At 72.6% G+C, this 13,870-nt stretch carries 13 protein-coding genes; 9 read left to right on the top strand and 4 right to left on the bottom strand.

Annotation, left to right across the window (positions count from 1 at the left end; all coding sequences use genetic code 11):
* The coding region (locus AC0ZLC_RS30270) for an ABC transporter transmembrane domain-containing protein (RefSeq protein WP_476755126.1) at positions 1–1,346 on the bottom strand (1,346 nt) is incomplete at its 3' end.
* A gap of 127 nt (positions 1,347–1,473) precedes the next feature.
* Complete coding sequence (glgX, locus tag AC0ZLC_RS30265) at positions 1,474–3,738, bottom strand: glycogen debranching protein GlgX (RefSeq protein ID WP_476755125.1); 2,265 nt, start codon at positions 3,736–3,738, stop codon at positions 1,474–1,476.
* A 154-nt stretch (positions 3,739–3,892) separates the two neighbouring features.
* Here glgX and AC0ZLC_RS30260 point away from each other — a divergent pair, with 154 nt between their 5' ends.
* From AC0ZLC_RS30260 to AC0ZLC_RS30230, 7 genes are all read left to right on the top strand, one after another.
* Positions 3,893–5,110 carry a L,D-transpeptidase gene (locus tag AC0ZLC_RS30260; RefSeq protein WP_476755124.1) on the top strand — a complete coding sequence of 406 codons (1,218 nt, stop codon included), beginning with the start codon at positions 3,893–3,895 and terminating at the stop codon, positions 5,108–5,110.
* Positions 5,111–5,289: 179 nt separating this feature from the next.
* Positions 5,290–6,528 (top strand): L,D-transpeptidase, encoded by a 1,239-nt coding sequence (locus tag AC0ZLC_RS30255; RefSeq protein WP_476755123.1) that lies wholly within the window; start codon positions 5,290–5,292, stop codon positions 6,526–6,528.
* Positions 6,529–6,613: 85 nt separating this feature from the next.
* Positions 6,614–7,381 carry an enoyl-CoA hydratase/isomerase family protein gene (locus tag AC0ZLC_RS30250; protein ID WP_476755122.1) on the top strand — a complete coding sequence of 256 codons (768 nt, stop codon included), beginning with the start codon at positions 6,614–6,616 and terminating at the stop codon, positions 7,379–7,381.
* Positions 7,382–7,666: 285 nt separating this feature from the next.
* Positions 7,667–8,164, top strand: a complete 498-nt coding sequence (locus AC0ZLC_RS30245; RefSeq protein ID WP_476755121.1) for an ATP-binding protein — start codon at positions 7,667–7,669, stop codon at positions 8,162–8,164.
* A gap of 571 nt (positions 8,165–8,735) precedes the next feature.
* Complete coding sequence (locus tag AC0ZLC_RS30240) at positions 8,736–9,521, top strand: polysaccharide deacetylase family protein (protein WP_476755120.1); 786 nt, start codon at positions 8,736–8,738, stop codon at positions 9,519–9,521.
* Positions 9,521–10,702 (top strand): YVTN family beta-propeller repeat protein, encoded by a 1,182-nt coding sequence (locus tag AC0ZLC_RS30235; RefSeq protein ID WP_476755119.1) that lies wholly within the window; start codon positions 9,521–9,523, stop codon positions 10,700–10,702. The genes AC0ZLC_RS30240 and AC0ZLC_RS30235 overlap by 1 nt, the downstream gene beginning before the upstream one ends.
* A 107-nt stretch (positions 10,703–10,809) precedes the next feature.
* A complete protein-coding gene (locus AC0ZLC_RS30230) occupies positions 10,810–11,418 on the top strand; it encodes an ADP-ribosyltransferase (RefSeq protein ID WP_476755118.1) in 609 nt (202 codons plus the stop codon).
* A gap of 26 nt (positions 11,419–11,444) precedes the next feature.
* Here the strand turns inward: AC0ZLC_RS30230 and AC0ZLC_RS30225 are convergent, their stop codons facing one another.
* Positions 11,445–12,083 carry a GNAT family N-acetyltransferase gene (locus tag AC0ZLC_RS30225; protein WP_476755117.1) on the bottom strand — a complete coding sequence of 213 codons (639 nt, stop codon included), beginning with the start codon at positions 12,081–12,083 and terminating at the stop codon, positions 11,445–11,447.
* A gap of 195 nt (positions 12,084–12,278) precedes the next feature.
* On the opposite strand from AC0ZLC_RS30225, the gene AC0ZLC_RS30220 reads away from it, so the two are divergent.
* Both AC0ZLC_RS30220 and AC0ZLC_RS30215 read left to right on the top strand, forming a co-directional pair.
* Positions 12,279–12,491 carry an EF-hand domain-containing protein gene (locus tag AC0ZLC_RS30220; protein ID WP_358853641.1) on the top strand — a complete coding sequence of 71 codons (213 nt, stop codon included), beginning with the start codon at positions 12,279–12,281 and terminating at the stop codon, positions 12,489–12,491.
* A gap of 127 nt (positions 12,492–12,618) precedes the next feature.
* Positions 12,619–13,305, top strand: coding sequence for an NADPH-dependent F420 reductase (locus tag AC0ZLC_RS30215; RefSeq protein ID WP_476755138.1), 687 nt, complete (start codon positions 12,619–12,621; stop codon positions 13,303–13,305).
* Between the two features lie 16 nt (positions 13,306–13,321).
* Here AC0ZLC_RS30215 and AC0ZLC_RS30210 read toward each other — a convergent pair whose 3' ends face one another.
* Entirely contained in the window at positions 13,322–13,864 is a 543-nt protein-coding gene (locus AC0ZLC_RS30210; protein ID WP_476755116.1) for an MOSC domain-containing protein, read from the bottom strand.
* Positions 13,865–13,870 lie beyond the last annotated feature (6 nt).

Genomic DNA, 13,870 nt, shown 5'->3' with positions numbered 1-13,870 from the left:
CCGGGGACCGCGCCCCCGGTCCGCGCACCCGCGTCGCCGGGGACCGCGCCCCCGGTCCGCGCACCCGCGTCGCCGGGGACCGCGCCCCCGGTCCGCGCACCCGCGTCGCCGGGGACCGCGCCCCCGGTCCGCGCACCCGCGTCGCCGGGGACCGCGCCCCCGGCCCCCGCACCCGCGTCACCGGGGACCGCGCCCCCGGTCCCCGCACCCGCGTCACCGGGGACCGCGCCCCCGGTCCCCGCACCCGTGTCGCCGGGGACCGCGTCGGCCGACTCCGGTGGGGAGTCCATCACCTCGAAGTACCGCTGCGTCGCCGTCGCCGCCTCCTGGCTCATCGCCAGCAGGAAGCCGATCGAGTCGACGGGCCAGCGCAGGGCGAGAGCCGTCGACAGGAAGGCGACCAGCGTGCCGGCGGAGAGGTCCCCGTCGGCGACCTGGACCGTGCCGAGCACCAGGGCGGCGCCGATGGCGAGTTCGGGCAGGGTGACGATGACGGCCCAGATGGCGGCCAGCAGCCGGGCCTTGGCCAGTTCCGTGCCGCGCAGGGTCTGCGACAGTTCCCGGAACGCGCGGGCCTGGCTGCGATGGCGCCCGAAGCCCTTGATGATGCGGATGCCGAGGACGCTCTCCTCGACGACCGTCGTCAGGTCGCCCACCTGGTCCTGGGCCTGCCGGGCCACCTCCGAGTACCGCCGCTCGAAGAACCAGCAGACCACCACCACCGGCAGGACCGGGCCCAGCAGCACCAGCCCGAGGCTCCACTGCTGGAGCAGCATGATGGTCATGCCCGCGAGGATGGTCACGCCGTTGACCAGCAGGAAGGTCAGCGGGAACGCCAGGAACATGCGCAGCAGCATCAGATCCGTGGTGCCGCGGGACAGCAGCTGCCCGGAGGCCCAGCGGTCGTGGAAGGCGACCGGAAGCCGCTGGAGGTGCCGGTAGAGATCCGCCCGCATCGCCGCCTCGACGCCCGCCAGCGGCCGCGCCACCAGCCAGCGGCGCACCCCGAACAGCAGCGCCTCCGCGAACCCGAGCAGCAGCAGGTACAGCGCCCCGAGCCACACCCCGCGCGGATCCCCGTCGGCGACCGGCCCGTCCACCAGCCACTTCAGGACGAGCGGAAACACCAGCCCCGTGCAGGAGGCGACGACCGCGACGCCCGCCGCGCCGAACAGCCGCGCCCGCACGGGCCGGACGTACGGCCACAGGCGCAGCAGACTGCGCACGGTGGAGCCGCCGCCGCGGCCCGGGTGGTCGCTCGTGTCACCGCCGTCCCGGGCGTCGGCCCGCCCGGGCCCCGCGACGGGGTCGTGGTGATCCTTGGTGGTTGCATCTGTCGTGGCCATCAGGGGCGAGCCTACGGATCGCCGCTGACACCGCCCACCGAGTTTTGGCCGGACCCGGGACGGTCCCCCGGTCCCGGACGGAGACTCTCCGCCGCCCCCGCGGGCAGGGCGCCGGCGCCGCGGCCCCTCACCCCGCGACGCGCAGCAGCAGCACCGTACGGGCCGGCACCGTGACCGTCGTCCCGGCCGGGTGCACCACACCCGGTGCCTCCCGCTGCTGCTCCCGGGAGGTGTCCACGACGACCTCGTACTCCGCGGCCCACGGCGGCCCCGGCAGGACGAAGGCCGTCGGCCGGTCCCCGGCGTGCAGCACCGCCAGGAAGCTGTCGTCGACGACGGGCGCTCCCCGGGCGTCCCGCCCGGGTATGTCCCGCCCGGACAGGTACATCCCGAGCGTCGCGGCCGGCGCGTACCAGTCCCGCTCCGTCATCTCGGTGCCGCGCGCGGTGAACCAGGCCAGGTCCCGGAGCCCGTCGACGGAGTGGGCCCGCCCGGAGAAGAAGGCCCGCGTCCGCAGCACCGGGTGCTCGTGCCGCAGGGCGATCAGCCGGGACGTGAGGTCGAACAGGGCCCGCCACCCGGGATCCGCCAGCTGTGACCAGTCGACCCAGCTGATCTCGTTGTCCTGGCAGTACGCGTTGTTGTTGCCCCGCTGCGTCCGCCCGAACTCGTCGCCCGCGACCAGCATCGGCACCCCCGTGGACAGCAGCAGCGTCGTCAGGAGGTTGCGCAGCTGGCGCCGCCGCAGGGCCAGGACGCGCTCCTCGTCCGTCTCGCCCTCGACCCCGCAGTTCCAGGCGCGGTTGTCGTCGGTGCCGTCCCGGTTGCCCTCCCCGTTGGCCTCGTTGTGCTTGCGCTCGTACGAGACCATGTCCCGGAGGGTGAAACCGTCGTGGGCCGTCACGAAGTTCACGGACGCGTACGGGCGCCGGCCGCCCCAGGCGTACAGGTCGCTCGACCCCGACAGCCGGTACCCCAGGTCCCGCACGTCCGGCAGGGCCCCGCGCCAGAAGTCCCGCACCGCGTTGCGGTAGCGGTCGTTCCACTCCGTCCACAGCGGCGGGAAGGAACCCACCTGGTATCCCCCCGAGCCCACGTCCCACGGCTCCGCGATCAGCTTCACCCGCCGCAGCACCGGGTCCTGCGCGATGACGGCGAGGAACGGGGACAGCATGTCGACGTCGTGCATGGAGCGGGCCAGCGCCGCCGCCAGGTCGAAGCGGAAGCCGTCCACCCCCATCTCCGTCACCCAGTAGCGGAGCGAGTCGGTGATCAGCCGCAGGACGTGCGGCTGCACCACGTGCAGGGTGTTGCCGCAGCCCGTGTAGTCCGCGTACCGCCGGGCGTCGGACTGGAGCCGGTAGTAGCCCCGGTTGTCGATGCCGCGCAGCGACAGCATCGGGCCGAGCTCGCCCCCCTCCGCCGTGTGGTTGTAGACCACGTCGAGGATGACCTCGATGCCGGCCGCGTGCAGCGCCCGCACCATCCGCTTGAACTCGCCGACCTGCTCGCCCCCGGTCCCGGTCGCGGAGTAGGCCGCGTGCGGGGCGAAGTAGCCGATGGAGTTGTAGCCCCAGTGGTTGCGCAGGCCCCGGCGCAGCAGATGGTCCTCGTGCGCGAACTGGTGCACGGGCAGCAGCTCAACCGCCGTCACCCCGAGCGCCGTCAGGTGCGCGATCGCCGCCGGGTGCGCCAGGCCCGCGTACGTGCCGCGCAGGTCCTCCGGGATGTCCGGGTGCAGCCGGGTGAAGCCCCGTACGTGCAGCTCGTAGATCACCGAGTCCGACCACGGCGTCTTCGGACGGTGGTCGTCCGCCCAGTCGTCGTCGTCGTGCACGACGACCCCCTTGGGGACGTACGGGGCCGAGTCGCGGTCGTCGCGCACCGTGTCCGCGACATGCTGCTGGGGCCAGTCGCGGACGTGCCCGTACACCTCGGGCGGCAGGCTGAAGTCGCCGTCCACGGCGCGCGCGTACGGGTCGAGGAGCAGCTTCGCCGGGTTCCAGCGGGCGCCGGTCCACGGGTCCCAGCGGCCGTGCACCCGGTAGCCGTACCGGCGGCCGGGGAGGACGCCGGGGACGAAGCCGTGCCAGATCTCGTGCGTCAGTTCGGTGAGCTTGACGCGGATCTCGGCCGCCCCGCCGCCCGGCTCGTCGAAGAGGCACAGGTCCACGGCCTCCGCGCCGCCCGCCCACAGCGCGAAGTTGGTGCCCGGCACGCCGTCGGGGCCGACCCTGAAGCGTGCCCCGAGCGGAGTCGGGGTACCCGGCCACACGGGCACGACGGGCGCCGCGCGCGGTGTGCCGTTCCTCGGAAGGGCGGACTGCCTGGGCAGCCCGCCGCCCGTGGCATGTCCTTCCTGGACTGCCTCCTGCTCGGGTGCGCTCGACACCGGTCAGCCTCCTGCGGCTCGATGGGGAGCGACAAGAAAAGGGGCCCGTGGCGTCCCGGCCGCGGTTCCCCGTCGCGTCGTCCTCCCCACTGTTCTGCCCACAGCTTGGGTCGCACTCACGTTTCCCCTGGAGGGGCACGGTCGTTGGGTCGTCGTGATGCACGTACAGACACGCGCGCGACGCGCCGGGGCCGTGCTGGCCGCCGTACTGACCTGGGCGGCCCTGCTGGCCGCCGCCACCGGCTGCACCTCGAACGGGATGGACGAGGTGCTCGGCAAACCCCGTTCACCCGAGGACGTGATCCGGATCTCGCCGGACGACGGCCGCAAGGGGGTGCGGCCGGGGGAGGAGCTGAGGGTACGGGTGCCGAGCGGGCGTCTGGAGTCGGTGAAGGTCGTCAAGTCCCAGGACGCACAGGAGTTCGAGGTGCCCGGCCGCATCGCGGACGACGGCCTGTCCTGGCGTCCCGCGGACGGGCGACTGGCCCTCGCCGCCACGTACACCGTGGACGTGATGGCGCTGGACGGCCACGGACGCCGCTCCGCCCGTCACACGACGTTCCGGACGGAGGTACCGGACGAGCGGTTCATCGGGTACGTGACGCCGGAGAACCGCTCCACGGTCGGCACCGGGATGATCGTCTCCCTGGACTTCAACCGCGAGATCGAGCGCCGGGCCGCCGTCGAGCGGGCGATCCGGGTGAGCGCCGTGCCCGCGGTGGACATCCGCCCGCACTGGTTCGGCCGGGACCGGCTCGACTTCCGGCCCCGGAAGTACTGGAAGCCGGGGACCAGGGTGACGGTGGCGCTGCGGCTGCGGGACGTGGAAGGGGCGCCCGGCGTCTACGGGCTGCAGTACAAGACGTTCACCTTCACCGTCGGGCGCAGTCAGGTGAGCCTCGTCGACGCCGCCGAGCACACCATGGAGGTACGCCGCGACGGTGACCTCCTCGCCACCGTGCCGATCACCGCGGGAGCGCCGAAGACGACGACGTACAACGGCAGGATGGTCGTCACGGAGATGCTCGAGGTGACCCGGATGAACAGCCGCACGGTCGGCTTCGGCGGCGAGTACGACATCCCCGACGTCCCCCACGCGATGCGCCTCACCGGCTCCGGCACCTTCCTGCACGGCAACTACTGGGCGCCGGACTCCTTCGGCAAGACCAACGTCAGCCACGGCTGCGTGGGCCTGCGGGACGTCAAGGGCGGCAGTTCACGGACTCCCGCGGGCTGGTTCTTCGACCGCAGTCTCATCGGTGACGTCGTCGAGGTCGTCCACAGCAAGGACAAGAAGGTCGCCCCCGACAACGGCCTCGGCGGATGGAACATGGGCTGGAAGCGGTGGAAAGCGGGCACGGCGGTGAAGTAGCCCGACATAGGGGCACGTACCGAGCGGTCCCCGACTCGCCTCCGGACAGTTGAACTTGGGACTGAACGGTGACAATCACGGGGATCCATCCCTCCTGGCGGTGTGATTAATTAGCGCGATACGCGCGTGGGACGCGCCGGGGTGCGGGCCTGATCAGGCCGTGCGAGGGGAGATCAACTGTGAACGGGCGACCGATATCGGGGGCGTCGGTTGGCGCGCGGACACCGCGGAACAGAGGGGCCCTGGCGCTGCTGCTGGGTGCCCTGTTGTGCGCGGTGACCGCGTGCGGCGGGGGCGGGGACACGGACTCCGGGTCCGGGAGGAGCAAGGGCGGGTCGGGCACGGCCGACACGAGCGCGTCGGCGGCCGTGGTGACGGTCGCGCCCAAGGACGGCGCCGACGGCGTGCGGACCAGCGGCGCACTCAAGGTGACCGTGGCCGGGGGCAGGCTGACCGAGGTGAAGGTCGAGGACACCAAGGGCAACGCGGTCGAGGGGAAGATGACCGGCGGGGGCGCCACCTGGACGCCCTCGACGCATCTGGCCGCGGCCACCAAGTACAAGGTCCACGCGGTGGCCGAGGACGCCGACGGCCGTGAGTCCGCCGAGGAGTCCGCGTTCACCACGCTGACCCCGAAGAACACCTTCGTCGGCATCTACACGCCCGAGGACGGCGCCGAGGTCGGCGTGGGCATGCCCTTCTCGGTCCACTTCACGCGGGGCATCACGCACCCGGAGGACGTCGAGAAGGCGATCACGGTCAGGACGGAGCCCGCCGTCGACGTCCAGGGGCACTGGTTCGGCAACGACCGCCTCGACTTCCGTCCCGAGGAGTACTGGAAGGCCGGCACGAAGGTCACCGTCGAGTTCAACCTCGACGGCGTCGAGGGCCGGCCCGGGGTCTACGGCAAGCAGGCCAGGACCGTGAAGTTCACGATCGGGCGCAGCCAGGTCTCCACCGTCGACGTCAAGACGAAGAAGATGACCGTCAAGCGCGACGGCAAAACCCTGAAGACCATCCCGGTCACCACCGGCAAGCCCGGCTACGAGACCTGGAACGGCCAGATGGTCATCAGCGAGCGCCTGCGGGTGACCCGGATGAACGGCGAGACCGTCGGCTACGGCGGCGAGTACGACATCAAGGACGTGCCGGACGCGATGCGCCTGACCAACTCGGGCACGTTCATCCACGGCAACTACTGGGGCGGCGACGCCTTCGGCAACTACAACGCCAGCCACGGCTGCGTCGGTCTGCGCGACGTGCGCGGCGGCGGCGACCGGAGCGTGCCCGCCGCGTGGTTCTTCGACCACTCGATGGTCGGCGACGTGGTCGTGGTGAAGAACTCCCACGACAGGACCGTGGCCCCGGACAACGGGCTCAACGGCTGGAACATGTCCTGGGAGAAGTGGACCGCGTAGGTCCCCGAAACGCCTCCGGGCCCGGTGTGCCGCTGTGACCGAGCACACCGGGCCCGCTGCCGTTAACGCCCACTAACCTGCTCCCATGACTGTGCATCTCGAAGTCGCCGAAGGCGTCGGCACCATCCGCCTCGACCGTCCGCCGATGAACGCGCTGGACATCGCCACGCAGGACCGCCTCAAGGAACTCGCCGAGGAGGCCACGCGCCGCACCGACGTGCGCGCGGTGGTGCTGTACGGCGGCGAGAAGGTGTTCGCGGCCGGCGCGGACATCAAGGAGATGCAGGCCATGGACCACGCGGCGATGATCGTGCGGTCCCGGGGCCTGCAGGACTCCTTCACCGCCGTCACCCGCATCCCCAAGCCGGTCGTCGCCGCGGTCACCGGCTACGCGCTGGGCGGCGGCTGCGAGTTGGCGCTCTGCGCCGACTACCGCATCGCCGCGGACAACGCGAAGCTCGGCCAGCCGGAGATCCTGCTCGGCCTGATCCCCGGAGCCGGCGGCACCCAGCGCCTCTCCCGGCTGATCGGCCCCTCCAGGGCCAAGGACCTCATCTTCACGGGCCGCATGGTCAAGGCGGACGAGGCCCTGACCCTGGGGCTCGTCGACCGGGTCGTCCCCGCGGACGAGGTGTACGCCCAGGCGCACGCGTGGGCCGCGAAGCTGGCGCAGGGCCCCGCCGTCGCGCTGCGCGCCGCCAAGGAGTCGGTCGACGCCGGCCTGGAGACCGACCTGGAGACCGGACTGGCCATCGAGCGGAACTGGTTCGCCGGGCTGTTCGCGACGGAGGACCGCGAGCGGGGCATGCGCAGCTTCGTGGACGAGGGCCCCGGCAAGGCGAAGTTCCTCTGATCGCGCCCCACTTGACGCCGCGTCTTCCTCGCGGTTGACGCGGCCTCCCGCCCGCGTCCCCCGTAGGGCTGGTTTATGTCCGCCTTAAGTCAACCTTAAGGACGACTGAACGAGCCGTTGTCGCACCTGCCTGCGAGGGGGTCCGCGCCGCAGGTCGGACGCGTCGTCACCGCTCTTGAATTACCTGTGGCATATGCCGGACGGCCACTGCGGAACGAGCGATTCCGGGGGGCGTATTCCCTCGGAACCGCCCCGGAGGGCCCGGCGGGCGGCCATGATGGTGGCATGGCGGGGCTGGAGGGTGTCGGACAGCCGCGGCGGCACGCGACCGCGGCGCGCTGGTCGCCGGCGATGGAGGACGAACGGGCGCTGAAGGCGCTGGAGTTGTTCGGCAATCCCACGGAGGGCGAGGTGCCCCTGCCGTCCCGTCCGGAGTCCGCGGCCACCGCGCGAAGGCTCGTCCAGGTGGTGGTGCTGCGCCACTGGGGGCTCTCGCCGAAGATGACCGAGGACGCGGTTTTACTCGTCTCCGAACTCGTCGGCAACGCCGTGCGGCACACCGGCGCCCGGGTCTTCGGACTCCGGATGCGGCGCCGGCGCGGCTGGATCCGCGTGGAGGTGCGCGACCCCTCCCGGGGCCTGCCCTGTCTGCTGCCGGTCCAGGAGACGGACCTGAGCGGCCGGGGACTCTTCCTCGTCGACAAGCTCTCCGACCGCTGGGGCGTCGACCTGTTGCCGCGCGGCAAGACGACGTGGTTCGAGATGAGGGTCGCCGACCGCTGACGTCCACCCGGCCTGGTGGCTGTGCCTATCTTTCCGGCCTGCGCGCCCGGGTCCGCCCGGTTCACCCCGCGCCCCCGACACCCGCCACGGGGCTCCCCGCTCCCCGGTCTCCGCCCCGAACCCCGTTCGTCGGTGTCCACCACGGGGCTCGCTCGTCGGCGTCCGCCAAGGGGCTCCGCCCCGGACCCCGCTCCTCGGCGTCCCCCTCCCTCGGGCTTCGCCCGGACTCGGCCTCCCTGGGGCTTCGCCCGGACTCGGCCTCCCTGGGGCTTCGCCCGGACTCGGCCTCCCTGGGGCTTCGCCCGGACTCGGCCTCCCTGGGGCTTCGCCCGGACTCGGCCTCCCTGGGGCTTCGCCCGGCCCTGGCCCCCCTCGGGCTTCGCCCGGCCCCGGCCCTCCCGGGCTTCGCCCGGCCCCCCCCGGGACCCCGCTCCTCGGCGTCCGCCCCGGGCTTCACCCGGCCCCGGCCCCCCGGCCCCCCGGCCCCCGGCGCCGGAGGGGCCGGCTTCTCGCGACCCGCGTTCGTGGTTCCCGCCGTCAATCGGCGCATTTCCGGCTCAATCACCCTTAAATGGGGCAGGTGACCACGACCGACCGCCGTTCGGCGCTGCGTGCGGGTGCCGGGCTCGCCGCAGCCGGGGCCCTCGCCGCCGCGTGCTCCCCCAAGGGGGCCGCCGCAGACCCGGCCCGCGCCCCGGGCACCCCGCACACGTCCGCCTCGCCCCACCCGGCGCCCGCGGCCCGCCGCTTCCCGGGACAGCCCGTGCAGATCGGGCACGGCCCCCGCACCCGGCCCCGGGTCGCCCTCACCTTCCACGGACAGGGTGACCCCGCGATCGCCCGCTCCCTGCTGGGCGAGGCGGAGCGGCGCGGCGCCCGCGTCACCGTGCTCGCCGTCGGCAGCTGGCTGGACGCGCACCCGGAGATGGCCCGCCGCATCCTCGACGGCGGTCACGACCTCGGCAACCACACCCTGCGCCACCTCGACATCAACGCGATGTCCGAGCCGGACGCGTACGCCGAGATCCGCGGCTGCGCGGACCGGCTGCGGCGGCTCACCGGGTCCGCCGGCACCTGGTTCCGGCCCTCGCGGACCCCGCGCGCCTCACCGCTGGTGGAGCGGCTGGCCCGCCGCGCGGGCTACCCGCACGTCCTCTCGTACGACGTCGACTCACTGGACTTCACCTCGCCGGGCGCCGCCGCCGTGACCCGCAAGGTCATGGGCGAGGTCCGTGCCGGATCCGTGGTGAGCCTGCACTTCGGGTACGCGGACACGGTCGCCGCGCTCCCCGCCGTCCTGGAAGAACTCGCCCGCCGCGGACTGCGCGCGGTGACCACCACGGAGCTGCTGAGCTGATGCACCGCAACCGGAACCTCACCAGGCGCGCCCTGATCGCGGGCGCCGTACTCACCGCCCTCGCCGGCTGCGCGAGCGGGGCGAAGGACCACGCCGACGAGGCCCTGGGCACCAAGGCGCCCGTCAAACCCGCTCAGCCCCCGCACAGCCGGGGGCTGCCCGGCATGCCGCCCGTGCTGGACCCGGCGGACGTCTACGCCGCCGACCGCCCCGACAAGCTCTCCCCGGTGGTCAAGGACTTCCCCTCCCGGGTCTACGTCCCCAACACCAACTCCAACACCGTGTCGGTCATCGACCCGGCCACGTACGAGGTCATCGAGACGATCCCGGTCGGCTCCCAGCCGCAGCACGTCGTCCCGTCCTGGGACATGAAGACGCTGTGGGTCAACAACGACAAGGGCAACACCCTCACGCCCATCGACCCCAAGACCGGCAGGGCGGGCCGGACCGTCGACGTGCACGACCCGTACAACCTCTACTTCACGCCTCACGGCAAGTACGCGATCGTGATGGCCTCGCTCGACCGCGAGCTGGTCTTCCGGGACGCGCACACCATGAAGCGCGTCAAGACCGAACCGGTCAGCTGCTACGGCGTCAACCACGCAGACTTCTCCTCCGACGGCCGCTACTTCATCGTCTCCTGCGAGTTCAGCGGCGAGCTGCTCAAGGTCGACACCGAGAAGATGAAGGTCGTCGCCCAGCGGAAGCTGCCGTTCGAGGGCGCCATGCCGCAGGACGTGAAGATCTCCCCGGACGGCAGGAAGTTCTACATCGCCGACATGATGGCCCACGGCATGTGGGTCCTGGACGGCGACAAGTTCACCGAACCGACCCTGCTGCCCACCGGCAAGGGCTGCCACGGCCTCTACGTCAGCCGCGACTCGCGCGAGATGTACATCTCCAACCGCGGCGAGGGCACCGTCTCCGTCTTCGACTTCGCCCAGGACAGGCTGACCAAGAAGTGGCACCTGCCCGACGGCGGCAGCCCCGACATGGGCGGCGTCTCCGCCGACGGCAAGGTGCTGTGGCTGTCCGGCCGCTACGACTCCGAGGTGTACGCCATCGACACCCGCACCGGCGTCCAGCTCGCCCGCATCAAGGTCGGCAGCGGCCCGCACGGCCTCGCGGTGTACCCGCAGCCCGGCCGCTACTCGCTGGGGCACACCGGCATCTTCCGCTGACCGGCGCCCCGGCACGACAGGCGGCCCCGTCGACCGGGCGCAGTGACACGCCTCCGTACGAGTGACGGTCCCGGACCCGTCACCGCAGAGCCGAGATCGTGCTCCGCATGATCACAACTTGCCTGCGGCGACGGGCCGCGGCCGTCGTCCTGTCCCTCTCGGCCGTCCTCGCCACGTCCGCCGCGACCTCTCCCCGGGCCGCCCCGGCCGCCCCGCCCGCCAGGGCCGCCGCGCCCGCCTGTCCGCAGTTCTTCGACCCGGTCACGGCGGCCGCCGACCGCCGCGTCGACGTCGGGCGCATCACTCCCGAGCCGGTGTGGCGCACGACCTGCGGCACCCTCTACCGCAGCGACGGCCGCGGCCCCGCGACGGTCTTCGAGCAGGGCTTCCACCCGAAGGACACCGTCGGCGGACAGTACGACGTCGAGCAGTACGTCCTGGTCAACCAGCCCTCGCCGTACGTCTCGACGAGCTACGACCACGACCTCTACAAGACGTGGAAGAGCGCCTACAACTACTACATCGACGCCCCTGGCGGCATCGACGTCAACAAGACCATCGGTGACACCCACCGGTGGGCCGACCAGGCCGAGGTCGCCTTCCCCGGCGGCATCGCGCGGCAGTACGTCATCGGCGTCTGCCCGGTCGACAAGAAGACCAGGACCGAGATCATGAGCGACTGCGAGAGCAACCCGCACTACGAACCCTGGCACTGAGCCCGCCCGGTCGGGCCGGGCGCGCTTCAGCGGCCGGCGAAGAGAGCCTCCGCCCCGACCGGGCGGTAACCGGCCGCCTGGAACGCCCGCACACTGCGGGCGTTCCCGGCCGCCTGCTGGGCCCACACCGGCTCGCCCGCGCTCAGGTGCCGCGCCGCCGCCGCGAGGGCCCGCCCCAGCCCTTGGTGCCGTACGGACTCCGGCACCTCGACCGCGGCCTCCAGCCGTCCCGCGACCCCGCGCCCCAGCACGAGTACGGCCCCGCCCGCCGTCCACACCCGCACGTCGTCCCGTCGCGTGCGCGCCCGGACCACCCGGGGGTGACCGGGGTCGTCGATCCGCGTCAGCGCGAGGGGCGGCTCCCCGGGCAGCGGCGCGGCCACGGTCAGCAGATCGACCGTGTCCGTGGAGCGCCCGGTGCGGTCCATGAAGGCGGTCAGGAACCGCGGGTTCATGGTCGCCGCCAGCGGATCGCAGTCCAGGGCGCGCAGGGTCCCGTGCACCCACGCCGGGTCCTCGTCGGTGAACACGACGGAGTGCGCGGTGAAGGCGAGGACGCCCGCGTCGCGGGCAGAGTGCTGCGGTACGACGGTGGTGCCGCCGTCGGCCGGCGGGAAGACCCCGCGGGCCGCCGCGTCCAGGATGTCCTGCAGCGTGCCGGCCATGCCGCCACCCCTTCCGCTCGCACCGCGTCCCCGGCTGCCACGACGGCCGGCCCGCACCCATGATCGGGCACACCTCCGCGCGCCCGGGCACCGCCCCGGGTGGGCGCCGCGCCGCGCCCGCAGGCGGACCGTTAATCTGACCTCCGTCAGTTGGGCCGATGGGCCTGCATGAAGCACCAAGAAGGGGCGGATCCGGTGGCGGACATCGAGGAAGCACGCAAGGCGTTCGAGCGGATCGACGCGGACGGCGACGGGTTCATCACGGCCGCCGAGTTCAAGACCGCTCTCGCCCAGGGCGGGGACTGGAACGTCACCGAGTCGGTCGCGGAGGCCGTGATCGCCTCCCGTGACATCGACGGAGACAAGCTCCTCTCGTTCGACGAGTTCTGGGCCCACCTCAACAAGTGAGCCGGCCGGAGAAGGGGCGCCCACCGCGACCGCGGGGGCGCCCCTTCCGGTTGTTCCCGTCACCCGTCCGCCCGCCCCCCGGAATAGCTGCCCCGCGTCCGGGGGTTACTGCTGCGCGTCAGCACACATCCGACCCCCGGAAGGGCGAGCCATGAAAATCGGCATCATCGGAGCGGGCAACATCGGCGGCAACCTCACGCGCAGGCTCACCGCCCTCGGACACGAGGTCTCCGTCGCGAACTCCCGCGGTCCGCACACCCTCACCGCCCTCGCAGAGGAGACCGGGGCGATTCCGGTACCGGTCGAGGAGGCGGCGCGCGGCGCCGAAGTCGTCGTCGTCACCATCCCCCTCAAGGCGGTGCCGGACCTGCCGTCCCAAGTCCTCGACGGCGCGGCCGAGGGCGTCGCCGTGATCGACACCGGCAACTACTACCCGCAGCAGCGCGACGGCCGGATCGCCGCGATCGAGGACGAGGGCCTGACCGAGAGCCGCTGGACGGCCCAGCAGCTCGGCCACACCGTCGTCAAGGCCTTCAACGGCACCTACGCGCAGGACATCCTGGACCGCGGCCGCCCGGCGGGCGACCCCGACCGCATCGCCCTCCCGGTGGCCGGGGACGACGAGGCCGCCAAGCGGGTCGTCCGTACCCTCGTCGACGAACTCGGCTTCGACAGCGTCGACGCCGGCGGCCTGGACGACTCCTGGCGCCAGCAGCCGGGCACCCCGGTCTACGGGCTGCGTGCGGGCGTCGACGAGGTGACGAAGGCGCTCGCTCAGGCCCCCGCGGAACGCCCGGCGGACCACCGCGGCTGACCGCGCCCGCTCCCGTTCAGACGATCCGCAACGGCCGGTGCGGCCCGTCCGGCAACTCGATCCCGATCGGGTCCCCGGGCCGCACCACGCCTCCGGCCCGTACGACGCTCATGACGCCGGACCTGACGACGGCCGCACCGTCCTCGCCCCGCCCGGCCACCTGCTTGAGCAGGCCCTTTCGGAAGCTGTCGATCTGCGCGCACGGATTGCGCAGCCCGGTGATCTCGACCACGGCCTCGTCCCCGAGCCGCAGCAGCGTCCCGGTCGGCAGGCCCAGCAGATCGATCCCGCGAGTGGTGACGTTCTCCCCGAGCTGCCCGGGCGTGACGGTGAAACCCGCCGCGTGGAGCTCCTCGAACAGTTCCTCGTGGATGAGGTGCACCTGCCGCAGATTGGGCTGCGAGGGGTCCTTCCGCATCCGGAACCGGTGCTTGACGGTCACGCCCGCGTGCACGTCCCCCTCGACCCCGAGCCCGTCGAGCAGCGTGATGCTCTCCCGGTTCGGCTTGGTGAAGGAATACGTCGCGTTGCGGCTGACCGCGGTCACTGACCCACCCATGCCGGA

It is taken from the genome of Streptomyces sp. GLSS-08 (assembly GCF_056387915.1).
Note: the sequence above shows the minus strand (reverse complement) of the source record. Positions and strands in the feature narration are given on the sequence as shown.